Annotated in this window: 28 protein-coding genes; all 28 read left to right on the top strand. The window is 33.0% G+C overall.

Annotated elements, in window-relative coordinates; translation table 11 throughout:
- The first annotated feature begins 12 nt into the window (after nucleotides 1-12).
- Nucleotides 13-408, top strand: coding sequence for a 30S ribosomal protein S11 (gene rpsK / locus CLORY_RS13525; RefSeq protein WP_079425318.1), 396 nt, complete (start codon nucleotides 13-15; stop codon nucleotides 406-408).
- Between the two features lie 27 nt (nucleotides 409-435).
- Complete coding sequence (gene rpsD, locus CLORY_RS13530) at nucleotides 436-1,056, top strand: 30S ribosomal protein S4 (RefSeq protein ID WP_079425319.1); 621 nt, start codon at nucleotides 436-438, stop codon at nucleotides 1,054-1,056.
- 123 nt (nucleotides 1,057-1,179) lie between these two features.
- Nucleotides 1,180-2,127 carry a DNA-directed RNA polymerase subunit alpha gene (locus CLORY_RS13535; protein ID WP_079425321.1) on the top strand — a complete coding sequence of 316 codons (948 nt, stop codon included), beginning with the start codon at nucleotides 1,180-1,182 and terminating at the stop codon, nucleotides 2,125-2,127.
- Nucleotides 2,128-2,139: 12 nt separating this feature from the next.
- Complete coding sequence (gene rplQ / locus CLORY_RS13540) at nucleotides 2,140-2,481, top strand: 50S ribosomal protein L17 (protein WP_079425323.1); 342 nt, start codon at nucleotides 2,140-2,142, stop codon at nucleotides 2,479-2,481.
- Between the two features lie 123 nt (nucleotides 2,482-2,604).
- The gene (locus CLORY_RS13545; protein WP_079425325.1) at nucleotides 2,605-3,450 is read left to right on the top strand and encodes an energy-coupling factor transporter ATPase; all 846 of its coding nucleotides are present in this window, start codon (nucleotides 2,605-2,607) and stop codon (nucleotides 3,448-3,450) included.
- Nucleotides 3,435-4,301: an energy-coupling factor transporter ATPase gene (locus tag CLORY_RS13550; protein WP_079425327.1), complete on the top strand. Its 867-nt coding sequence runs from the start codon at nucleotides 3,435-3,437 to the stop codon at nucleotides 4,299-4,301. Before CLORY_RS13545 ends, CLORY_RS13550 begins: the two co-directional genes overlap by 16 nt.
- Nucleotides 4,298-5,107, top strand: coding sequence for an energy-coupling factor transporter transmembrane component T family protein (locus tag CLORY_RS13555; RefSeq protein ID WP_079425330.1), 810 nt, complete (start codon nucleotides 4,298-4,300; stop codon nucleotides 5,105-5,107). The genes CLORY_RS13550 and CLORY_RS13555 overlap by 4 nt, the downstream gene beginning before the upstream one ends.
- 19 nt (nucleotides 5,108-5,126) lie before the next feature.
- On the top strand, nucleotides 5,127-5,861 hold the full coding sequence (truA, locus tag CLORY_RS13560) for a tRNA pseudouridine(38-40) synthase TruA (protein WP_079425331.1): 735 nt from the start codon (nucleotides 5,127-5,129) through the stop codon (nucleotides 5,859-5,861).
- A gap of 154 nt (nucleotides 5,862-6,015) precedes the next feature.
- Complete coding sequence (gene rplM / locus CLORY_RS13565; protein ID WP_079425332.1) at nucleotides 6,016-6,450, top strand: 50S ribosomal protein L13; 435 nt, start codon at nucleotides 6,016-6,018, stop codon at nucleotides 6,448-6,450.
- A 24-nt stretch (nucleotides 6,451-6,474) separates the two neighbouring features.
- A complete protein-coding gene (gene rpsI / locus CLORY_RS13570) occupies nucleotides 6,475-6,867 on the top strand; it encodes a 30S ribosomal protein S9 (protein ID WP_079425333.1) in 393 nt (130 codons plus the stop codon).
- Nucleotides 6,868-7,210: 343 nt separating this feature from the next.
- Nucleotides 7,211-7,480: a type II toxin-antitoxin system prevent-host-death family antitoxin gene (locus CLORY_RS13580; protein ID WP_079425337.1), complete on the top strand. Its 270-nt coding sequence runs from the start codon at nucleotides 7,211-7,213 to the stop codon at nucleotides 7,478-7,480.
- Nucleotides 7,461-7,796, top strand: coding sequence for a type II toxin-antitoxin system RelE/ParE family toxin (locus CLORY_RS13585; RefSeq protein WP_079425339.1), 336 nt, complete (start codon nucleotides 7,461-7,463; stop codon nucleotides 7,794-7,796). The genes CLORY_RS13580 and CLORY_RS13585 overlap by 20 nt, the downstream gene beginning before the upstream one ends.
- Nucleotides 7,797-8,664: 868 nt before the next feature.
- On the top strand, nucleotides 8,665-9,123 hold the full coding sequence (locus CLORY_RS13590; protein WP_079425340.1) for a hypothetical protein: 459 nt from the start codon (nucleotides 8,665-8,667) through the stop codon (nucleotides 9,121-9,123).
- The gene (locus CLORY_RS13595) at nucleotides 9,110-10,075 is read left to right on the top strand and encodes a hypothetical protein (protein ID WP_079425342.1); all 966 of its coding nucleotides are present in this window, start codon (nucleotides 9,110-9,112) and stop codon (nucleotides 10,073-10,075) included. The genes CLORY_RS13590 and CLORY_RS13595 overlap by 14 nt, the downstream gene beginning before the upstream one ends.
- Before the next feature lie 198 nt (nucleotides 10,076-10,273).
- A complete protein-coding gene (locus CLORY_RS13600; RefSeq protein WP_079425344.1) occupies nucleotides 10,274-10,510 on the top strand; it encodes a helix-turn-helix domain-containing protein in 237 nt (78 codons plus the stop codon).
- A gap of 1 nt (nucleotide 10,511) precedes the next feature.
- Nucleotides 10,512-10,808 (top strand): hypothetical protein, encoded by a 297-nt coding sequence (locus CLORY_RS13605; protein ID WP_079425345.1) that lies wholly within the window; start codon nucleotides 10,512-10,514, stop codon nucleotides 10,806-10,808.
- Nucleotides 10,808-11,008 (top strand): hypothetical protein, encoded by a 201-nt coding sequence (locus CLORY_RS13610; protein ID WP_079425347.1) that lies wholly within the window; start codon nucleotides 10,808-10,810, stop codon nucleotides 11,006-11,008. Before CLORY_RS13605 ends, CLORY_RS13610 begins: the two co-directional genes overlap by 1 nt.
- A 56-nt stretch (nucleotides 11,009-11,064) precedes the next feature.
- A complete protein-coding gene (locus tag CLORY_RS13615; protein WP_079425349.1) occupies nucleotides 11,065-13,521 on the top strand; it encodes a hypothetical protein in 2,457 nt (818 codons plus the stop codon).
- A 702-nt stretch (nucleotides 13,522-14,223) separates the two neighbouring features.
- Nucleotides 14,224-16,044: a group II intron reverse transcriptase/maturase gene (gene ltrA, locus CLORY_RS13620; RefSeq protein ID WP_079425352.1), complete on the top strand. Its 1,821-nt coding sequence runs from the start codon at nucleotides 14,224-14,226 to the stop codon at nucleotides 16,042-16,044.
- Between the two features lie 30 nt (nucleotides 16,045-16,074).
- Nucleotides 16,075-16,746: a hypothetical protein gene (locus tag CLORY_RS13625; protein ID WP_079425354.1), complete on the top strand. Its 672-nt coding sequence runs from the start codon at nucleotides 16,075-16,077 to the stop codon at nucleotides 16,744-16,746.
- Between the two features lie 137 nt (nucleotides 16,747-16,883).
- On the top strand, nucleotides 16,884-17,702 hold the full coding sequence (locus CLORY_RS13630) for an alpha/beta fold hydrolase (RefSeq protein WP_079425356.1): 819 nt from the start codon (nucleotides 16,884-16,886) through the stop codon (nucleotides 17,700-17,702).
- A gap of 124 nt (nucleotides 17,703-17,826) precedes the next feature.
- On the top strand, nucleotides 17,827-18,060 hold the full coding sequence (locus CLORY_RS13635; protein WP_079425358.1) for a hypothetical protein: 234 nt from the start codon (nucleotides 17,827-17,829) through the stop codon (nucleotides 18,058-18,060).
- A gap of 19 nt (nucleotides 18,061-18,079) precedes the next feature.
- Nucleotides 18,080-18,880 (top strand): GGDEF domain-containing protein, encoded by an 801-nt coding sequence (locus tag CLORY_RS13640; protein ID WP_079425360.1) that lies wholly within the window; start codon nucleotides 18,080-18,082, stop codon nucleotides 18,878-18,880.
- Between the two features lie 20 nt (nucleotides 18,881-18,900).
- Nucleotides 18,901-19,194, top strand: coding sequence for a hypothetical protein (locus CLORY_RS13645; protein WP_079425362.1), 294 nt, complete (start codon nucleotides 18,901-18,903; stop codon nucleotides 19,192-19,194).
- A gap of 647 nt (nucleotides 19,195-19,841) precedes the next feature.
- A complete protein-coding gene (locus tag CLORY_RS13650; RefSeq protein WP_079425364.1) occupies nucleotides 19,842-20,444 on the top strand; it encodes a YdcF family protein in 603 nt (200 codons plus the stop codon).
- Between the two features lie 167 nt (nucleotides 20,445-20,611).
- On the top strand, nucleotides 20,612-20,905 hold the full coding sequence (locus CLORY_RS24235) for a GNAT family N-acetyltransferase (protein ID WP_079425366.1): 294 nt from the start codon (nucleotides 20,612-20,614) through the stop codon (nucleotides 20,903-20,905).
- A 59-nt stretch (nucleotides 20,906-20,964) separates the two neighbouring features.
- On the top strand, nucleotides 20,965-21,564 hold the full coding sequence (locus CLORY_RS13660; protein ID WP_079425368.1) for a hypothetical protein: 600 nt from the start codon (nucleotides 20,965-20,967) through the stop codon (nucleotides 21,562-21,564).
- A 182-nt stretch (nucleotides 21,565-21,746) separates the two neighbouring features.
- Nucleotides 21,747-22,442: a ParM/StbA family protein gene (locus tag CLORY_RS13665; RefSeq protein WP_079425370.1), complete on the top strand. Its 696-nt coding sequence runs from the start codon at nucleotides 21,747-21,749 to the stop codon at nucleotides 22,440-22,442.
- Nucleotides 22,443-22,567 lie beyond the last annotated feature (125 nt).

A 22,567-nucleotide genomic window follows, 5' to 3' on the forward strand; every position in this document is an offset into this window, starting at 1 on the left:
GGAGGGACATTGATGGCAGCTCAAAAGGTTAAAAAGACTAGAAGAAGAAAAGAAAGAAAGAATGTAGAGCATGGTGCAGCACATATTAAGTCAACTTTTAACAACTCAATTGTTACAATAACAGATGCAGTTGGTAATGCACTTTCATGGTCTAGTGCTGGAGCACTTGGATTCAGAGGCTCAAGAAAAAGCACTCCATATGCAGCTCAGATGGCAGCTGAAACTGCAGCAAGAACTGCAATGGAGCATGGTTTAAGAACTATTCAGGTTTACGTAAAAGGACCTGGTGCTGGAAGAGAAGCAGCAATTAGATCTCTTCAGGCTGCAGGATTAGAGATAACTATGATAAAGGATGTTACTCCAATACCACATAATGGATGTAGACCACCTAAAAGAAGAAGAGTTTAGTAATTAAGGATCAGGAGGTGTAAGTTAATGGCAAGATATACAGAAGCTGTATGCAGACAATGTAGAAGAGAAGGCATGAAACTGTTCCTTAAAGGGGATAGATGTTATACAGGTAAATGTGCTATAGATAGAAGAAGCTATGCTCCAGGACAACATGGCGCAAGCAAAAAGAAGCTTTCCGATTATGGAGTTCATTTAAGAGAAAAACAGAAAGCTAGAAGAATATATGGAATTCTTGAAGGACAATTCAGAACTTATTATGAAAAGGCTGAAACTATGAAAGGCATAACAGGTGAAAACTTGTTAAAACTTTTAGAATTAAGATTGGATAATGTTGTTTATAGAGCAGGTTATGGAGATTCAAGAAATGAAGCAAGACAGCTTGTTACTCATGGACATTTTTTGGTTAATGGAAAGAAGGTTAATATACCTTCCTATAAAGTGTCAGCAAATGATGTTATTACTGTAAGTGATCAGAGTAAGCAAAAAGAATTATTTAAAGGCTTTGCTGAAAACCAGAAAACACTTCCAGCATGGCTAAATGTTAATGCTGATAACTTTGAAATAAAGGTAATTTCTGAACCAGCAAGAGCTGATATTGATGTAAATATTAATGAAACATTAATAGTCGAGTATTACAGCAAATAATATTTTATATTGGTATTTGCTTGTGGTTTTTTTGATGGATAGGTAGTTTTTATTACTTATCAGCAATAGAATCAGTTGCCCTCAAAATAAAGTTGCCATTTAAATTATAAGGAGGGTTTGTTAATGTTAGAGATAGAAAAGCCAAAAATAGAATGTGTAGAAGTAAGTGAAGACGGAATCTACGGTAAATTTGTTGTTGAACCTTTAGAGAGAGGTTATGGAATAACTCTTGGCAATGCGCTAAGAAGAATTCTTCTCTCTTCTTTACCAGGAGTAGCTGCAAATGCAATTAAAATAGATGGTGTACTTCATGAGTTTTCAACCGTTACAGGAGTAAAGGAAGATGTTCCTCAGTTAATCTTAAATATTAAGAGTCTTGCACTAAAGATGACTGGAGATGGTCCTAAGACTATCTACATAGATGCTAAGGGTGCTGGAGAAATAACTGGAGAGGACATAAAGACTGATGGCGATGTAGAAGTTGTAAATAAAGATTTACATATTGCCACACTTGATGACGATGGAAGATTATACATGGAGATAATTGTAAATAGAGGAAGAGGATATGTATCACAGACGAGAAATAAAAAAGATGATCTACCTATTTCCACTATTCCAATTGATTCTATTTATACCCCTGTAAAGAGAGTTAACTTTAAAGTTGAGAACACAAGGGTTGGTCAGGTAACTGATTATGATAAATTAACTCTTGAGGTTTGGACTAATGGAACAATAAAAACAGATGAAGCAATTAGTTTATCTGCTAAAATTTTAATAGAGCATTTTAAACTGTTTATGACACTTACAGATCACGCAAATAATGTTGAGATAATGGTTGAAAAGGAAGAAGACAAAAAAGAGAAAGTCCTTGAGATGACCATAGAGGAACTAGATCTTTCCGTTAGAAGCTACAACTGTTTGAAGAGAGCGGGAATTAATACAGTACAAGAACTTACTGAAAGATCAATGGAAGATATGATGAAGGTTAGAAACCTTGGTAAGAAATCATTAGAAGAAGTTGAGAAGAAATTACGTGATCTTAGTTTGAGTTTGAAAGAGAGCGATGAATAAGGAGGTATAGACATGGCTATAAATCGTAAATTAGGTCTTCCTAGTGATCAAAGAAGAGCAATGCTTAGAAACCTTGTAACCAGTCTGCTTAAGCATGGTAAGATTGAAACAACTGTAACAAGGGCAAAAGAGACAAGATCAATTGCTGAAAAAATGATTACCCTCGCAAAAAGAGGAGACTTACATGCAAGACGTCAAGTGTTATCCTATGTAACAGAAGAAACTGTTGTAAAAGAGTTATTTGAAACTGTTGCACCAAAGTATGCTGAAAGAAAAGGTGGATACACTAGAATTTATAAAGTTGGTCCAAGAAGAGGCGATGGAGCTGAAGTAGTTATACTTGAGCTAGTGTAGTGATAATTAACAGGGATTAAGTGCAAGTCTACTTAATCCCTATTTTCTTATATGTATAGAAAATTATAGAATTCTTGGCTTTCAATTTCACTAAAGTAGACAGTATTGGGGGTGTGTAAGAATATGATCAAAGAAATGGTATCATGTGATAATGTTACTTATAAATACAGTGAAGAAGGAAATGAAGAGAGTAAAGTTGCAATAGATGGTGTGAATCTAAAAATTAATAAAGGTGAATTTGTTGTTATATTAGGACACAACGGTTCTGGAAAATCTACACTTGCTAAACATATGAATGCGTTGCTTGTACCATACAGTGGAAATGTATATGTAGACGGAATGAATACATCAGATGATAAGTTGTTATGGGATATAAGAAGTAAGGCAGGAATGGTTTTTCAAAATCCAGATAATCAACTTGTAGCCACTATTGTAGAAGAGGATGTAGCCTTTGGTCCAGAGAATATAGGAGTACCAAGTGATGAGATACGAAGAAGAGTTGATGATAGTTTAAAAACTGTAGGAATGTATGAGTACAGGAAACACGCACCTCATTTGCTGTCTGGTGGTCAAAAGCAGAGGATAGCCATTGCTGGTATCCTTGCTATGAATCCTGAGTGCATAATACTTGATGAACCAACAGCGATGTTAGACCCATCAGGGAGAAAAGAAGTAATATCTACTATTAAAAGGCTTAATAGAGATATGAATATAACTATAGTATTAATTACTCATTACATGGAAGAGGCTATTGAAGCCGATAGAATAGTTGTTATGGATAATGGTAAAATTAAACTTGAAGGTAGCCCTAAGCAAGTGTTTAGCAACATAGACATGATGAAATCTATTGGGTTAGATGTACCGCAAGTTACAGAGTTAGCTCATAAACTAAAGAAAAATGGATTAAATATCGATACACATATATTATCAATAAGTGAGATGGTGGATGCTCTATGTCAATTAAAATAGAAAACTTAACACATATATATATGCCAGGAACACCTTTTGAGAAAAAAGCTTTGGATAACGTATCATTAAATATACAAGATGGAGAGTTTATAGCACTTATTGGACATACTGGTTCCGGAAAATCAACATTAATTCAGCATATGAACGGACTTCTGAAACCAACATCGGGAAAAATAATAATAGATGAAGTAGATATAACTAATGAAAAGGTAAAACTTTCAGAAGTACGAAAAAAAGTTGGACTTGTATTTCAATATCCTGAATACCAACTCTTTGAGGAGACGGTCGAAAAGGATATTGCTTTTGGTCCAGAAAAGCTTGGCCTTACCGGCGAGGAAATTAGTGAAAGAGTCAAAAGAGCAATGAACATAGTTGGTCTAGATTATGAAAAATACAGGAGCAAGTCGCCTTTTGAATTAAGCGGTGGAGAAAAGAGAAGAGCTGCTATTGCAGGAATAGTTGCTATGGAATCTAAAATTCTAATATTAGATGAACCTACTGCTGGATTGGATCCGAAGGGTAGAGATGAAATTTTAAGTCAGATAAAGGAATTACATTCTAAATATAATATTACTATTATTATGGTATCCCACAGTATGGAAGATGTATCAAAACTAGCTGATAGAATATTGGTGATGAATAATGGAAAATGTATATTAGATGATACTCCTGTTAATATATTTAAGCAAATAGATTTATTAGAATCCGTTGGATTGGCAGCACCACAGATAGCATATGTGATTCGTGAACTTAGAAAAAGAGGAATAAGTATATCTGATGAGATATTTACTATTGATGATGCGGCAAGAGAGATACTTAAAATCTTTAGAAGCGAGGGGGAAGGTAAGTGATTAGGGATATAACTATAGGACAGTATATACCAGGAGATTCCTTTGTACATAAACTAGACCCCAGAACAAAAATAATATTGTCGTTTCTCTATATTATAGAATTATTTATTATTAAAAACTTTACGGGATATTTGTTCGCTTTTGCCTTCATTCTTATCACTGTTTTACTGGCTAAAATACCATTGAAATATATATTTAGAGGGTTAAAGCCTATATTTATATTGCTGTTATTCACTGCAGTATTAAATTTGTTCATGGTTAGGACCGGAAAAGTGATATATAGTTATGGATTTGTCACCATATATTACGGTGGCCTAAGAACAGCATCATTTATGACTATAAGACTAGTACTTCTTATTATAGGTACATCAGTATTAACGCTTACGACATCTCCGATAGAACTAACGGATGGAATTGAGAGACTGCTTAATCCATTTAAAAAATTAGGATTGCCTGCTCATGAATTTGCTATGATGATGACCATAGCATTAAGATTCATTCCTACGCTTATTGATGAAACAGATAAAATTATGAAAGCGCAGATGGCTAGAGGAGCTGATTTTGATTCAGGAAATATAGTTCAAAAGGCTAAGAGCCTTATTCCACTTCTTGTACCTCTTTTTGTTAATTCATTTAGAAGGGCAGATGAACTTGCTATGGCTATGGAAGCAAGATGCTATAGAGGTGGAAAGGGTAGAACCCGAATGAAGGTCCTTAAATTTAGTTGTAACGACTTAATTGCATCGTTAGCTTTTGTTTTGCTTATAATTATAACTATAATAACAAACATTATAGCACTTATATAAGATCAGGCAGGTAATATACATGAAAAATATTAAACTAATTTTAGAGTACGACGGCGGTAAATACTCAGGCTGGCAAAGACAAAAAAATGCAGTAACTATACAGGAAATGATTGAAAATGGAATTTTAAAAGTGACTGGTGAAAACATATCTGTAGATGGTTGCAGTAGAACTGATGCAGGGGTACATGCAAAGGAGTTTGTATGTAACTTTCACACGAATAGTAGAATAGAAGCTGTAAAATTCAGAGGAGCTATAAATGCAAGTATTCCTAAAGATATAAGAGTTCTTAGTTCCTGTGAAGTTGATGAAAAATTTCATTCTAGATATAATTGTAAGGGTAAAACATATAGCTATACTATTATTAACAGAGATGTTGCACCAGCTATATTTAGGAACTATATGCATCATGTAAGAGCTAGTCTTGATATTGATAAGATGAAACAAGCATCAGAGTGTTTGGTAGGAACTCATGATTTCAAAGCTTTTAGAAAAGAGGGAAGCTCAGTCAAGACTACTGTACGGACTATAACAAGAATTGATATCGAAAAATCACAAGATATTGTTAGAATATATGCTACGGCTGATGGGTTCTTATATAATATGATGAGAATAATATGTGCAACGTTAATAGAAGCTGGTACCGGCAAAAGAAAACCGGAGTCGGTAAAAGAGGCATTAGAGTCACTTGATAGAAATATGGTAAGAAAGGCAGCACCAGCTCATGCACTTTGTCTGGAAAAGGTATATTATTAGTTGGATTATTGTTTTAATTGCAATAATATTGTTGACACACTTGGTTAAGTTATATTATAATTATTATGTTTGTTAATGAAAGTGAGTAAGATCCACTAGCCCCGGGTCTTCATATAGAATAAGTTAATAAGCAAGATTTCTGGGAGGGAAAAAGATGAAATCATACATTGCAAAACCTAATGAGATTGAAAGAAAATGGTATATTGTTGATGCAGCTGATAAGCCTCTAGGTAGAGTTGCTAGCCAAGTAGCATCAATTTTAAGAGGAAAAAATAAGCCTATATTTACTCCAAACGTAGATACAGGAGATTATGTAATTGTAATCAATGCTGAAAAAGTAGTTTTAACAGGTAAGAAATTGGATCAGAAGATGATGAGACATCATTCATTATATCCAGGTGGACTTAAAGAAGTTCCATATAGAGAAGTACTTGCAAAGAAACCTGAATTTGTATTTGAGGAAGCTGTTAGAAGAATGATACCAAGTGGTCCTCTAGGAAGAAAAGTTCTAAAGAAGCTTAAGGTTTACAGAGGTGCAGATCATGATCATGCAGCTCAAAAACCAGAAGTTTTAGAATTAAAGTACTAGTTTTAGTGGAAGGGAGATATATCAATGGCTAAGGTTCAGTATGTTGCTACTGGAAGAAGAAAGAAGTCTATCGCAAGAGTAAGACTTGTTCCAGGAGATGGAAATGTTATTATTAATAAAAAAGATATGGACAATTATTTTGGCTTAGAAACTTTAAAGATAATTGTAAATCAACCATTAGTTTTATGTGGTATTAAGGATAAATATGATGTCCTTGTTAATGTACATGGAGGCGGATATACAGGTCAGGCAGGAGCTATAAGACATGGAATATCCAGAGCACTTTTAAAGGCTGATGAAAATTTAAGATCAACTCTTAAGAAGGAAGGTTTCTTAACTAGAGATCCAAGAATGAAGGAAAGAAAGAAATACGGTCTTAAGAAAGCAAGAAGAGCACCACAATTTTCAAAGAGATAATATTGTACTTATTGGAAAGCCACGCAAACTTTATGTTTGCGTGGCTTTTTGTTTTAGCTATAATAACAGGACTTTTCGTATTAAATACGAAAAATCACATGTTTATGAAATGTCCTGGGTGTGAAATGGCTTGCAAGCAACATAGTATGAATCAACATGATTCAGAACCTCTCTCGATATTTGGCCTAGGAGGTTTTTTATTATTAAATTGAGCAAAGCGCTAACGGTAAAAAGTACTTTTTAGCTTGTGAATAACATTATTGAATAAATATCATAATAATGATAAAATTATGATAATAATAGTAATATGATAAAGTTAATTATTTATTAGGAGGCGAATATTATGATACAAATTAGACCGATTTCTGATTTGAGAAACAAATTTACGGAAATAGAAAAGGAAGTTAGTACTGGAGAGCCAGTGTATCTGACGAAAAATGGATATGGTTCAATGGTTGTTATGAGTTTGGAAAAATATTCAGAACTTACTGACGAAGTTGAAATGAAATTGGATGAGGCTGATAGAGCTGCAGAAGAATCTGATACTAGATATTCAAATGATGAAGTGTTTGGTGGGATACGGGAGGCATTGCATGGCTCCAAAGAAATATAAACTTAGTTATCTTCCGTTGTTTTATGAGGATCTATTGGAGGCAGTTAATCATATAAGGCTAAAACTGAAAAATGAGCAGGCGGCAGAAGAATTGCTTAATTTAGCTGAATTAGCAATTAGAGAAAGATTAGTTGCTCCAGAAGCTTTTGAAACATTTCAGTCAATGAAAGAACGTAAATATCCATATTACCGGATATATGTAAAAAACTATATTATATTTTATGTAGTAATTCCTAATGAAAGTGATAGCAACTTTGCGACAATGGAAGTACGAAGATTTATATATAACAGACGTAATGTGAAAAAACTATTATAAAGAGCAGTTTTGGTTCAGTTTAAGAGTAAGCTGCGCAGGCAGATAGCATTATTCAAGTTTGAAAGTAACAATTAGCATGAAGAATGAGTAAAGTTTTAGTATTCAAATAGTTGCAAGACAACTTATGACACAAGATGAAATCAGGAGAAAAAACATATAAATTATTAAAGATACTAATGGAAAAAACTTTTGTGGAGAAGCATGTAAATTTTTATGAAGCGATATTGGTGACAATATCGCTTTATATTTTTTTAGTGATAAGGAAGGTTGGTCACATGAAAAAGGAAGTTGTTTAGAATATAGTTAAGGTTATAGAAAGGCATTTGAAAATTTTATAGGGCACTGTAGTTTTCAGGTAAAGAAGAGAAATTGAAGGTACTAGACAGTACAATTGATGAGTTGCGAAGTTTTATAAAAGAGCATAATTCTATAGAATATTAGATGTATTCTAATCATACTAGAAAGCTATATATGGAAATGTAACAAGCTAGGGGAATATATGATGGAGAGTATAGCCAGATGATCTGAAAGCTGCAAAAGAAAATTATGTGACTGATAAAAGGTATGAGAATGCAAAGAAAATTAGGGAGGCGTTGAAACAATAATAATATTATGCTTAAAAAACTTATTACTTTATCAGTACTTTTGACATGAACTTAAACATACCTGTGATTTTTTAGTTAATCATGTTGAAATTTCCCAGTAGTTATAATATAATACTAATTCATTAAATATGAGAGATTCTAGTATTAATCTATAAAGCAATTTGCGTTTATAGTCGCTTTGAGTTTAGTTCAGAGGATGGGAAATTGGTACGCAATCGGGCAAAGTTTAATGTAGAATCTCTCTTTTTATAGAGGTAAATAAAATGGAGTTATTAAGAGATAAATGTGTTTTAGAGATGATTGAAGACTTGAAAAAGCAATTAAGAACAAGAGGAATCGAGGATAAAGCAAATCCTCGATTTATTTTTGTTTGTGGTGAACAAATTGATGTAGAAGCTTACTATAAGTTCTTAAATGAGCTTAATGCTACTAAAAGAAGCTATAAGATTGAATTAGTGCATACCAGCAGGCTTGTATATCCTAAGGGTACAGATGATTTTCAGGTTAAGTATGTGGAGCATGGAAGAAAAGAAATACTTAGTTCAATATTTAAAAATCAGAAGTACTACATGCGCTATGGTGATGATTTCTCCATAAGATTAACAGAGCAGCAGGAAGAACCAAGCAGGCTGCTGCAAAGCAGTATGTATTTTATAAATAGCAGCTATAACAAGTACCTTTCTTTTAAATATGGGGGTATGGTAGAAAATGAAAGTGTTTAGTTTGGTTTTCTCCGTTATATTTGCAATGCTGCTTTTAATGCCTGGAAAGCTAAATCAAGCTGCTATGGTAAAGGCTGAAAATACTAAAAATGAGTATCATGAGGCTATAAGCAGTGCTTGCCAGGATGCTGCAAAGGCACTTATGATTTTCAATGATAGTTATTCTACAGAGCTTGGAGCGCAAGGAAAAAAAGAAAACTTTCAAAAGATAGCTTTAAACTTGAAGGAAGGCCTAGATAGGTTCTATAGAAGTATGTATATTGATCTTGATATTGAAAACAGCTATTCACAGCAGCAGGCTTTAATGTCTCAGTTTCCAGTAATAATAGCAATAGGTTACGACGGTTATTTTGTTCACACATGGAATGAAACTAAGGAGAATGGTAAATATACAGTAACTAATAAATGGACAGATAAAAAGAAATACTCAATTTTTGATAGCAAGTTTGATATTAAAATATCCTATACACTTGATGATTATGTTTATATAGAGGACTATAAAAATAATAAAAAGCTTGAGGGGGATAGAAAGAACTTCGCAAGCCTTTATCCAAGCTATTTTAGTGATAGCAGTTTTAAAAAAGTTAAGCAACAGGTTATTAATCAGCTGTTGCAAAAGGATCTTGAATATTACACCTATTACTGTAACAGAATTGCAAAGCAGAATGGGTGGAAACTTAAATTTAAAGTTCCTTACTGGGGAAATCGCTCAATAGATACAATTTCATTTCTGGCATTCTATCAGGGAAAGATTTTTCAGGCACAAGATAGGTATGATTCTTATGGATATGGTGCAGCTAAAATAGTAGAACACAAACAACTTTATGGATACGAAAAGAATGGACATAAGTATTACTCAAGGCATAAGAATGGAACGAATCTAACGGCTTACTATGATGAATATGAAGCTGCAGAGAATGGGTGTTCTCCTGATCCAGAGTATTATAAATAAAAGTTTATAGACTGGTAATATATAAAAAGTTACAGGAGGTACGAAATTGACAAGGTGTCCATCGATGAAAGCGGTAGAAAAACTTATATTTTAGATAAAAATGTTGCTTCAAGGTATTTACATTTAAAGAAAAAAAGAAATATAATTATAATGAGAGATACGTTAGCGTTACTTTTAATATAATATGTGAGGTAAACTATGAAATTTGAAGAACTTGCTACACATAAAGATTTAACTACATATGATTACAAAATAGTTTTACTTTTAATGTCTAAAAGCTTTACGATATCAATGATGTCAGAAAGACTTGATATTAATAGAACAAATATGTATAGTCACATACGTAAGCTTGAAAAACTGAACTTTATTAAGATTGACAGAATAGAAGGAGCTAATAAATTTTACAGATTAAATATAAAATTGGAGAGTGATTAATATGAAAAAAACTAAAAAAATAGTTACTATGCTTCTCACATTAATATTTATGATTGCAATACCTTTTACTACTGCATATGCAGTACCTAAAAAGAGTGGTGTAGATAAATCAATGTCGTTGCAACTAACCAAAAAGCTCAAATGTTACGCCTACAGCTATAAAGGGAAAAAGCTTTCATACTTTAAGAGCTTGACGTATAAGTGGGCAGAAGGAAAGATAAGCAAGAAAACTTTACTTAAGAAAGTATATGGAATGAAAGAGCTTATTTTCCTGATAGTGAAGGTGGACATCCAGTAATGACATATGAAATTGGTCGTTGGAATGTAAGATGTGTTTCTTACACAACAACAGCAACTACAGCTTCAGGGATAGTAAAGGTTGGATACGGTGCACCAGCAATTGGTAGAGGTTACTCAGTAGAAGTGAGTGTAGCAGTATGGAACAAAAGCACTAGACGATATACAATTTATTTCTTTGCTACAACATTACTTAGTTAAGACAAATAAAGAAGTTATCCGAAAGGATAGCTTCTATTTTTTTAGGAGGTTGAAAATTGAAACGATTTTTCAGTGCAATTCTAACTATTTTATTTGTCATTACAACTTTTGTAGTGTCAAAATCGTACAAGGTAGAAGCAGCACCGACCAATGCATATACTTTTTTCCATAGTGGAAATCAGTATCACATAGACTATTTCAAAGATACTGGGAAAATATATTATGCTGCTGAAGCAAAAACCGCTAGTACGAGTACCAGGTTTCGTACATTAGGATTCCAGGTACTTGTTAAAAGAGGTGGAAAAAAATTTTTTTGCAGGTTTAAACTCGGAAGTGATTATTTACGTCAAGTTGATTCAAGACATCATGGAGGTTACACATATACAATGTGGGCTATGGACTTAAATTCAGGCGATAGTGATTTAATATCATACTTGGAAAAACATTTTCCTAATGATAAAAAAATATTTGAAAGTATTCCTTATAGTGATAAAACCGAACTTGAACTTAATGCGATAATCACTATAAACGAGATTGATAAAAAAGGAGTAAGCCATCTTCAAGGCTCTATGTATGACAATGGAAATACAAAGGGTGAAATATATTTAACTCAGCTTGGTTATCCTGATTTTAAAACAAGTGGAATTAAAAGTGCTAATAGTTCTTGGGATTATGAGACTAGCTATGATACTAAACATAATGGAATACATGGAGCTAGGGCGTGGCCATCATTAGATTTTAGTAGTTATTTTGGAATTCCATTGACGATAAATCCTCCTGATGTAAGAGTTACAAAGACAGTAAAAGCTTATTACAAGGATTGGGATTCAGGGAAAAATATAATTCCTCCTGAAAAGATAAAGACATTAACTGTGCTTGAAAGTGATAAGGTCAAAGTTTCTGTACACTATCAGAGGCTTACTGGATATAAATTCTTAAAGAGCTATTTACGTTATGATGGTAAAACAAAAGAAAGTGAAGCTTCCAGTAAGACAAAGACCAGGACTATATACGTAAAGAAGTCAAATAAGTCGCATGATGTAATATTCTACTATCAGACTGGAATTAAACCAACTAAGCCGGGTGACATTAAATTTGACCCTGATGGTTCTGACGATTGGACAAATGATGGCAAAATAGGTGATGGCAAAGGTAAATACCCTGTTAAGGTTTATTATAAAGGCAATGACCCTGTTACTCAGGCAGGAAGTGTAAGTGTCAATCATAAAGTAACAACAACAGATAAAAAGGGAAAGAAAACAACTACAACGACCTCATATACTGTTCCAGTAGGTGTAGAATATACGATTGACCATATAAACGTATCAGGTGCAGTAACAGACACTATAAACGGAAAAAGTGGTACTGTATATCTTCACAAAGAAGGTGATGAGCAGTATCTTCATGCTAAAGGATATTTTAAAAAGAGTAAAGTTAATTGGCCAACAATTGCATCAACTGAGGACTCTATTGATAAAAGCAGTTTATCTGTTGAAGAGCCAAAGAATCCAACTGAAGATAGTGACGAATATTTACTTGACTGGACAAAGCCACCTATAGAGATTACACCTTCAGCTGATAATAAATGGCATAATGATAATCCATATAATATTCATGTGAAAGTTAGTGACCTATTATCAGGTATAGACAGTGTGAAATCAATGCTTTCAGTGATAGACAATAGTCATTACAAACATATGATATTCAACGACGAGGATGCTGATTCCAACGATGATGATAATACAGGCAGTGACACTGACGACAGCAAGGCCACCAATGTTGAAGCTATACACGACGATTTTGACGAGGACGTGTCGCTGGATAAGGATGGTATGTATTCTGTAAAAGTAAATGCTGCAGATTTAGCAACCAATAAAAACAGTGAAAAGAAGGAAACATATCTTGTAGACAGCACTCAGCCTGATGTAGATTTCAGTGTTGAGCCTGGAATATTTTCTGAAAGCAATGGAGCTGTACGAAAGGAAAGCAAGAAAGGTTTAGATTTTGCATACTACGGGAAATTGTCATTTGCTGATAATCTTTCAGGAGTTGCAAGCGTGGCTTATTCTTGGACGTATGGTGAAGCTGATGGAGGTACTTATGAAACAGTATATACAAGTCAATACACTACGACAGACCGCTATGGTGAGCTTGTAAAGGATGATGCAGGCAATATGACAGGAACCAAAGGCGAAGTAAATACAGCAGAGATTGAAAAGCCGGTTGGTGATAATGAATATCTTCACGTAAAGGAGTTCGACACCGCAGGAAATGAAACAGATGCAACTTTCGGACCATATGAAGATCCTATAAAAATGAGAGATTTTCAAGTCAATGATATCAGAGACCCGTTGTGGGATAGTGTATTCTGGAAAGATAGTAATTACACTGAGTCAACAGGTGTAAGTTATAAGGCAAACCAACTTCCTATTGATAAAAACAGTCATCCGGCCATAAAAAATGCAGCACCTAAACTTGGATACAGTTTTTACTTTAGTACGACACGTTCCTAGTTGAAAAGACTAGGCATTAACCCGTAGGGTTAAGAGAACTGATATTTCGAGAAGTCAAATGAGAGAGTAACGTCTTGAAGGGCTTCCTTTGATACTCCGACTAGCACTGACGCTAATAAGAGTTTTGGTGTTAGAAGTTCGGTAAAGACGGCTGAGAGTGCATCCTAACAGGCTATGCTGAGGAAAAGCGAACCAGAGGTGGTCGAATGTATGATAGGTCGGGAGTCCATAAAATACATATGGCGAGAATGTTACATATAGAGAATGTAACTGACGAAAATCCGAATGTACGGGTCTAAAAGAAGAAATAATAGAAATGTTATTCCTACCTAAGATGTAGGGCTTGTGAGGTGAGTAAGATTTGAAATTATGAAAATCCTTATATTGTTAAAGGCAATATCAAGCAAGCAAGACTATAGGATTCGCCTAAAGGTATATGTCAAGGATAGAAATATCGGAACGTGGAAAGCTGATAACATGGAGGTCTTATTACCAATGAAGTGGTGATAAGGAAAAGTCAATAGACTATAACTTATCTTTATATTAGTGAGAGCGGTGGCACAGTACCACTGAAACCGTGATAACAAGCGGGGGAGGGATAGCCACTAGTCAATATTTACATTAAAACTTACACACACAGTAATTTATTAGGTTCCTGTAAGACTAAGAGAAGCTTAACCTATTAAGGAGAAAAGCTGACTAATGACGACTTTTAAACCGAGACAATTTAAGAAGAAACAAAAACTAAGAAACAATGAATACTATGATATGCAGAAAAAGTACGATGAACTCTATGAGCGAAGCCAAAAGGGAGATATATTTAAGAATCTCTTAAACTTAATATGCGATGCAAATAATATCCTAGAGGCCTACAGAAATATAAAGAACAATAAGGGTTCAACTACAATAGGAGTAAACTCCAAAACAATCAAAGATATTGGAGAAAAACAATCTGAAATTATAATTAACTATGTACGAAATAGATTGGAAAATTTTAAACCACATAAAGTGAGAAGGGTTGAGATTCCAAAGCCAAATGGAAAAACAAGACCTTTAGGAATACCAACAATTGAAGATAGACTAATTCAGCAATCCATTAAGCAAATATTAGAACCAATATGTGAAGCAAAGTTTCACAAACATAGCTATGGATTTCGACCAAACAGAAGTACTCATCATGCAATTACAAGAGCAATGTACTTGGTACACATTAACAAGCTGCATTATGTAGTAGATATAGATATAAAGGGATTCTTCGACAATATAAATCATGGCAAATTATTAAAGCAAATTTGGTCGTTAGGAATCAGAGACAAGAAACTAATATGTATTCTAAGCAAAATGTTGAAAGCTGAAATCAAAGGAATTGGAAAACCAGTAAAGGGTACTCCTCAAGGCGGAATAATAAGCCCAATATTATCCAATATAGCATTGAATGAACTTGATTGGTGGATAAGTGACCAGTGGCAAACATTTGAAACAAGTCATAAGTACACAAATACACATAAGTTCAGAGCCTTAAAAACTACCAAAATGAAAGAAATGTATATAGTAAGATACGCAGATGATTTTAAAGTATTCTGTAAAGACTACAAGTCAGCTCAAAAGATTTTTATAGCAGTAAAAAGCTGGCTAAAGGAGAGATTGGGGCTTGATATAAGCCCTGAAAAATCAAAGGTTATTAATCTCAGAAAAAATTATTCAAACTTTTTAGGATTTAAACTAAAAGTAGTTGAAAGGCATCATAAAGGAATAGTACAATCGCATATCAGTGATAAAGCAGCAAAGATAGTGCAGAAAACAATTAAACAGAAAATAAGAGATATAAGAAATAGCCCAACAGTGAGTAGCGTGACTAGATATAATCAAACCATACTGGGAATTCATAACTATTATAGTCGAGCTACAAAAACAAGCTATGATTTCAGAAAAATTGCTTTCTTAGTTAGCAGGTATCTATACAATCAAACTAGAAGAATACGGAGTAATAAAGGAGTTAAAACTCAAGCATTTATGCAGTATTATGGTAAGTACAATATAAGAACGGTGTATATAGCCAATATAGCATTATACCCTATAAATGGTATAACACTAAAGGAAAATAAAAGCTTTCCTAATAAAGTATGCAATTATACAGAGGAAGGCAGAAAATATATACATCAAAGCCTAAGTAAGAAATTTTCTAAGACATTAAGGTACTTACTAAACAACCCTATAAAACATGGAGGAACAGAATTAAACGACAATAGAATATCAAGGTTTATAGGGCAAAACGGTAGATGTGGAGTAACTGGAGAAGCATTGGAAATAGCAGATATGAAAATGCACCATGTTATCCCTAAGCATAAAGTCGGTAGTGATAAATACAGTAATCTAATACTTGTCAACTCCAGCATAGATAAATTAATCCATGCGAAAAGTGGAAAAGTAATAGCAAAATACTGTAAAGAATTACCCCTAGATGAAACCATGCTAGAGAAATTAAATGAACTTCGCTTAAAGGTTGGAAATTGTGTGATTTAAGTAAATAAGTAAATATTGATGGAAAGCCGTATGCGAGGAAACCCGCATGTACGGTTTGGAGGAGGGGAAAAGACGGAGATAATATCAAACTCTTACCTATTCCTATATTTAACAACAGAATTTTTATATAGGGAGGAGGATAGAATTGAAGTCCAGCCTACCTTTTTTTATTGGGATGGAAAAACTAGAGTACCAGTGGACGTTTATTATAATTCAGCAAACAATGAACTTACAAGGCTTGGAAGTCCACAAGATTTACAGAAGATAAATCTTAATACATCAAGATATGGAGATGTTTTGATAGGAAATCTTTCAGATTTAACACTTACTAAGGGCGTAAGAATATGTAAAGGCCGAGAGTGGACAAATGGTTGGAAAGGCGAGATTCAATATAGTGATGGTAAAATACAGTTTTGGTACGGTAAATATTTTCTGCCAGCTACATCAGTCTTTGTAAAACAGGGGGATCAGCCTAATACTGAGAATTTCTTGAGAAATAAAAATATAATTATTAATTTCGATATTGTAGCTTATAAAAATGGAATAGAGACATTGAGCGACGATCAAGAATATTACTATTCACCAGGACAGTGGAAGACAGAAGGAGGCCCCAAAAGCTCGGAATATGAACCGGGGGACGTTATGGTCTATGATAATAAACATACTGTTTTAAGTGATTTTAGATCGTTTATAATTCAATAGAAGGTGGGATATATGAGTATTCACTTCGAATACGATTCTACTGAAATGCCATGACAGTCTATGTAAGGTGTGGTATAATTATCCTAAAGTTAAGACGTAGTAGTAAGAAATTATGTAGAAAGAAAGGATAGACAACTGTGGAATGCAAAGTAAAAGATATATCAATAAATTATGAAGTTATAGGTAGTGGAAAACCAATTGTTGTACTACATGGATATTATATAGATCATAGAGCGATGACAGCGTGTATGGAACCGGTATTTAATAGTAAAAACGATTATAAACGAATATATATTGATTTGCCAGGTATGGGTAAGTCAGGTAGTGCTGAATGGATTACAAATTCTGATATCATGCTTGATATTGTAATTGATTTTATTAACCAAATTATTCCTAATGAGAAATTTCTACTTGTAGGTTATTCTTACGGTGGATATTTATCAAGAGGAATAATAAATAAAATGGCAAATCGAGTGGACGGGCTATTGCTATTATGCCCTGTCATTGTTGCAAATTTTAAGAAACGTAATAATCCAACACATATTATTTTAAAGAAAGATAATAAATTATTATCGGAACTTGAACCATCTGATGCTGAATTTTTTAATTCGGCACACGTAATACAAAGTAAAAGAATTTGGGATAGATGCAAAAAAGAAATTTTATCTGGTATAAAATTAGCTGATAGCAATTTTTTGGCTAATATTAAAAAGAATGGGTATGAATTTTCTTTCAATGTTGATGAACTAAATGAAAAATTTGATAAACCTTCCCTTATATTATTAGGACATCAAGATTCAACTGTAGGGTATAAAGATGCATTCGAGATTTTGGACAACTACCCAAGGGCAACATTCGGTATATTGGACGAAGCAGGACATCATTTACATATAGAACAAGAAGATTTGTTTTATTCATTAGTTAGTGAATGGATTACAAGAGTAGAAGAATCATAATTTTATTATTTAAAGAAAAAGCAGTAAAACCAAATATTTTTCTAAAACACCACAGCATTCATAAATGGATTCTGAGGTGTTTTTTAGTCAGCAATAGAATATAGTAAAGTCGGAGGTGAAAATAATGTCTAGGTATATAGTGATATTTAACATGATTATTATAGGTGTGATAGTTACCATATTCTTTATGAAGTATAAGAAAAATATTTTTCCTAGCAAGATAAACAGGATATTGAGAGAAATACTGAGTATTACATTTGATAACGATGAGAAAAACCAGTATTACAAAATCATACCTATATTAAAAAAAATATTACAAAATAGATTACTGCACAATAGTTTCCTTCGAGGAAGATAATAATATTCTGGCAAGCAATGTGAATGAGCTATATTATGAAGATTTGAAGAAACATATTTTAGAAAAAATAAATATAAAAGATGGAGATGCAGAAATCAATACTACTAGCAATGGAACACTTTCCTATAGCTCTGCACCAGAAAGAAATATAAGCTATAGCTATCTTATACCTTTAAAGGGAAGTGAAAATACGAATGGAGCATTGTTTATCGAAAACAGTGCTCCATTTAAATATAATAGAGAGATGTTTCTTCTAATCGTTGAAACAATTAATATTGTTGTTCAGAACCTTAAAGCTAACGACAAGATACTTGATCTTGCAATGAAGGATCAGCTAACTCAGGTTTATAATCGAAATTATATGCAAAAGCATATAAAGGAAAAGATAAGTCGTGGAGAGAAGTTTTCTCTTGTGCTTGGAGATATAGATTTCTTCAAGAAGATAAATGACACTTACGGACATCTTGCTGGTGATGAGGTACTAAAGTCTATAAGCAAGATATTGAAAAATAACTTAAGCAAAGAAGATAGGATATACAGATATGGCGGAGAAGAGTTTCTGATATATCTCGAAGGGATGACTGAGATTGAAAGTTTTGCACTGGTTAGTAAGATAAAGAACGATATAGAAGCAGCAACTATAGTATCTGATGATATTACACTGAAGGTAACTATGAGCTTTGGCTGCTATGAGACCGTTTCAGGTGAAAGCATGAAAGCAGCTATAGAAAAAGCAGATGAAGCGTTATATTATTCTAAAGAAAATGGAAGAAACAGGGTTAGTATGCATAGGCAATTAAAAAATATCGGTAATGTATAGAAAAATGAGGAGTGATGGAGTTGGATAATGAAATTTATCAGAATGTGAGAGAACAGCCTAAAGAAGATTATTATATATATAATGGTGGTAAGAAAATTTTAGCTTGGAATGGTTACTATAAATGTTTTACTGCTGAATATTGTAGGCATATAGGGTTACCAATGTTAAATAAAGAAAACTACAGTGAATATGCAGATAAATGGCTTAGTAAATCAAGGCGTAAAAAGATAGGTAAGCCGGTAAAGGAAGATGAGGTACCTGTGGCATTTTATAGAATAAATAATCGATACTGTGCATTGTATGATAGAATATGAAAAATATGATACAATTATGACAGTATTGAGATTAATTGTAAGAATTAGCCAATGAAGTTGAAAAGCTTACTATGGAGAATAAGCGACTAGAATCAAAAATTGTTCATAGAAATGGACTTGATCTTACTCGCTAATAAATGGCTACGGAGTCAGAACACAGTAAGAAAAATGGAAGTAAGATAATAGAAAGGAAAAATAAAAATATTTAAGTAATATTAGCGGAGAATTTTATCTCATTAATTATTAAGGGAAAAAGAATGTTTACCTAGTACCTGCTTGCCATTTAAATTTTTCAAAATCAACTGAATATTGCGGTGCTGAGAAGTTTCTTTCAAATGTAATTTGGTTACAGCATTATGGAAATGGGTGTAACATATGTTATAATTATCCTGAGGGTAAGACGTAATAGTAATATATGATGGAGTATAGATAATTGGATATTTATTCAAGAGTATTAGAAAGGAGACAAGTGCAATGGGGGACTTTTTTATGGTGCATTTCCTTGGATTGCTATGGGACTTGCTATTGCTATAATCATCTCATATTTTAATTCAAAAAAGAAAACACAAAATGAAAAAGAACAGTAAATTAAAAACCTTTTTAGATATTATTTTAGTTCTTTTCTTATAATGCGAAGGAGTATTCAAATGAATAATAAGATTATTAATGATATTACTAACTATATATTCGTTGAGGACAAACCTGAAAAAGTTGACATTATTTTTATGCCAGGCTCTTCTGACCCAACCATTCCTGAAAAAGCATCACAACTTTATAAGGATGGATATTCACCTTTATTGTTACCATCTGGAGGGGTTAGCGTAAAAAGTAGTAAATTTGGTGGCGTCAAGATAAAACAAGATTTATACAATAAAGACTATCAATCAGATTGTGAGTTTTACTCAGATGTCTTAATTAAAAATGGTGTACCTAAATCATCAATTCTTTATGAAGATAAGTCAGGTCATACAAGAGACAATGCTTTTTTCTCTCGAATTGTTACTGATGAAAATAAGCTTTCAATAAAAACAGCGATAGTATGTTGTAAATCTTTTCACGCAAGGCGGTGCTTAATGCTTTATCAACTTGCGTTTCCTGAAGCGAAAATACTTATTGTTCCAGTTGATTGTTATGGAATTAGTCGTGACAACTGGTTTAAACAAGAATATGGGATTGATAGAACGCTTGGGGAACTGGCGAGATGTGGAAATCAATTTGTTGGGGATATAAAAAAGTATTTGTCCATTTGATGTGCTTGAGTGAACAGTATATGCATAATATACAGTAAACGTAATATGCAAGAGATTTAATAAAATCAGATAGTTGCAGCGAAGAAACTGCTTTAAAAAGAGCAGAAGAAGAATTCAATGATATTCTTTTTAAAGGAATTTAAACGCCTAATAATTTTTTATTTTCTATAGTTGATGAGAATAAAATAAATGCTGGTTATATTTGGTATATAATAAAAAGTAATGGAGAAGCTTTTATATGTGACTTTTATATAAATGAAGTTTTTCGCAGAAAAGGTTATGCGACTCAAGTACTCACTCTTTTAGAATATGAGGTAAAACAAGATGGCTGTAATGAAATAGTTTTGAATGTTTTTGATTATAATATTGCAGCAAACGCATTGTATAGAAAAAGCGGATATCGTCTACATTCAGTTGATAAAGATGGTTGTAAATATTTAAAAAAATGCTTAGATAAGTAATGTAATTATTTTGATATTACTATATCAGATTAAATATAAGATTATTTTGGGAGGTAAAAATGAGTCAAACATCATTTAGAAGACCAACTAAACATTATGATGAAAGAATTAAGGGTATTGATGAAAAAATATGTGAATTGATAAAGCAGCGCAAGGAAGTTTCAAGCAATGATCCAGGTTATCCACCACTTGAGGTTATAAAAAGCTGGGCAGAAAAATATGATTTATATGAAGATTTATTAAATTCAATATTTGGTACCTTATGGGATGAAGAATCATATAAACCTAATGTGAAGCCAGAAGACTTTAAAAAGCAAATAACAGTATTAAAGGCGATAGAAGCGAATAATAAAATTTACTCTGTAGCTTGTATCCTTCAATATTCTAATTCAAGTGTTGTGAATCTCAATATTGAATGGGATAGTACAAATAATCGAACAGAAAGGCGCAGGGAAACTAACCATTATGAATTATATATAGATAAAGACCATGAATGTCGTATGTTCTATGGAAGCGGAGGAGACGATCACTCCCATAATAGCTTTGTTGTATCACCACCGTTACCAGATGACGTTTCAGGAATTAACTTAATATTCAAAGAACGTAATTTTGATAGTAAAGATTGGGATGAATACAGAGAGATTGTAATAAGTTTATAGCTATTGTATTTCAGTGTATTGAGAAATTTTTATATCAAATAATATCAAGTATTTCATAAGCCGCAAGGCTTATTTTAGTACCATAAAAGTGTAATTGTTAAACACATCATTAGTGATTTAACATTTGCACTTATTTTTTTATACCCAAAATTCAATAATAGAATAGAAAGGAAAGATTATATATGTCAGTAATATTAAGCATTGATTCAGGAAAGTTTTTAACTAAGGCTATTGGTTTAAATACCAGTGATGCAGCCAGTGAAAAAGTAACAGAAGGAAAAAGAGAGAGTTTCAGAAGCAAGATATACTATCTGGAGAATGGGGATATAGATTTAGCTGGTAAGTCCTATCTGATAAGCTATGAAGGGCAGGAGGTGATAATAGGAGAACAGGGCGTGTTAGATGGTTCAGAGGAAACAAACAAGGCTACGTTGCTTCATAAGCTATGCATCTATGCAGCTATAACAAGGTACATTAAGCCAGAGGGAAAGGAAGATGTATATCTGGTACTTGCGTGTCCTTTAAATCTTTTAAAGTCACCAGAATATAAAGAAGAGTATAAGAGTTTTATAGCTAATGACAATAATGAAGTTAACATATTAGTAAACGGTAAGGATTATAAGTTCACCATAAAGGACATAACAATCAAGGCAGAAGGTTCTGGAATACTCTATTTAAACAAGGAAAGGTTCAACGACTGTGAAATTGGGCTTATTGATATTGGGGGACTTAATATGCAGTTTTGCAAGTATATAAATGGTGTAGCACAGCCTGAAAGCAGGTTTACTGAAATGACAGGTTCAAATAAGTTGGTGCAGGACTTAAAGGAGGAAATCAATGTATCTGGCATAAGTAAATCAGATCTTGAGGATGATTGAGCAATCTGGTAATATGTCAAGATAGTTTTTTTAAATGTTTCGATATGTTTTTCTTAAAAAAGGGTGCAAGAAATAAACATTCGGATTTTTTAATAAAAAATCGAATGTCAGTTCGTCTCGATATG

It is taken from the genome of Clostridium oryzae, assembly GCF_002029235.1.
Lineage (GTDB): Bacteria > Bacillota > Clostridia > Clostridiales > Clostridiaceae > Clostridium_AE > Clostridium_AE oryzae.

What these genes read in the sequence shown, in the direction of transcription:
- rpsK (WP_079425318.1), top strand. Translation starts at nt 13, where the DNA reads ATGGCAGCTCAAAAGGTTAAAAAGACTAGAAGAAGAAAAGAAAGAAAG.
- rpsD (WP_079425319.1), top strand. Translation starts at nt 436, where the DNA reads ATGGCAAGATATACAGAAGCTGTATGCAGACAATGTAGAAGAGAAGGC.
- CLORY_RS13535 (WP_079425321.1), top strand. Translation starts at nt 1,180, where the DNA reads ATGTTAGAGATAGAAAAGCCAAAAATAGAATGTGTAGAAGTAAGTGAA.
- rplQ (WP_079425323.1), top strand. Translation starts at nt 2,140, where the DNA reads ATGGCTATAAATCGTAAATTAGGTCTTCCTAGTGATCAAAGAAGAGCA.
- CLORY_RS13545 (WP_079425325.1), top strand. Translation starts at nt 2,605, where the DNA reads ATGATCAAAGAAATGGTATCATGTGATAATGTTACTTATAAATACAGT.
- CLORY_RS13550 (WP_079425327.1), top strand. Translation starts at nt 3,435, where the DNA reads ATGTCAATTAAAATAGAAAACTTAACACATATATATATGCCAGGAACA.
- truA (WP_079425331.1), top strand. Translation starts at nt 5,127, where the DNA reads ATGAAAAATATTAAACTAATTTTAGAGTACGACGGCGGTAAATACTCA.
- rplM (WP_079425332.1), top strand. Translation starts at nt 6,016, where the DNA reads ATGAAATCATACATTGCAAAACCTAATGAGATTGAAAGAAAATGGTAT.
- rpsI (WP_079425333.1), top strand. Translation starts at nt 6,475, where the DNA reads ATGGCTAAGGTTCAGTATGTTGCTACTGGAAGAAGAAAGAAGTCTATC.
- CLORY_RS13580 (WP_079425337.1), top strand. Translation starts at nt 7,211, where the DNA reads ATGATACAAATTAGACCGATTTCTGATTTGAGAAACAAATTTACGGAA.
- CLORY_RS13585 (WP_079425339.1), top strand. Translation starts at nt 7,461, where the DNA reads ATGGCTCCAAAGAAATATAAACTTAGTTATCTTCCGTTGTTTTATGAG.
- CLORY_RS13590 (WP_079425340.1), top strand. Translation starts at nt 8,665, where the DNA reads ATGGAGTTATTAAGAGATAAATGTGTTTTAGAGATGATTGAAGACTTG.
- CLORY_RS13595 (WP_079425342.1), top strand. Translation starts at nt 9,110, where the DNA reads ATGAAAGTGTTTAGTTTGGTTTTCTCCGTTATATTTGCAATGCTGCTT.
- CLORY_RS13600 (WP_079425344.1), top strand. Translation starts at nt 10,274, where the DNA reads ATGAAATTTGAAGAACTTGCTACACATAAAGATTTAACTACATATGAT.
- CLORY_RS13605 (WP_079425345.1), top strand. Translation starts at nt 10,512, where the DNA reads ATGAAAAAAACTAAAAAAATAGTTACTATGCTTCTCACATTAATATTT.
- CLORY_RS13610 (WP_079425347.1), top strand. Translation starts at nt 10,808, where the DNA reads ATGACATATGAAATTGGTCGTTGGAATGTAAGATGTGTTTCTTACACA.
- ltrA (WP_079425352.1), top strand. Translation starts at nt 14,224, where the DNA reads ATGACGACTTTTAAACCGAGACAATTTAAGAAGAAACAAAAACTAAGA.
- CLORY_RS13625 (WP_079425354.1), top strand. Translation starts at nt 16,075, where the DNA reads ATGCGAGGAAACCCGCATGTACGGTTTGGAGGAGGGGAAAAGACGGAG.
- CLORY_RS13635 (WP_079425358.1), top strand. Translation starts at nt 17,827, where the DNA reads ATGTCTAGGTATATAGTGATATTTAACATGATTATTATAGGTGTGATA.
- CLORY_RS13650 (WP_079425364.1), top strand. Translation starts at nt 19,842, where the DNA reads ATGAATAATAAGATTATTAATGATATTACTAACTATATATTCGTTGAG.
- CLORY_RS13660 (WP_079425368.1), top strand. Translation starts at nt 20,965, where the DNA reads ATGAGTCAAACATCATTTAGAAGACCAACTAAACATTATGATGAAAGA.
- CLORY_RS13665 (WP_079425370.1), top strand. Translation starts at nt 21,747, where the DNA reads ATGTCAGTAATATTAAGCATTGATTCAGGAAAGTTTTTAACTAAGGCT.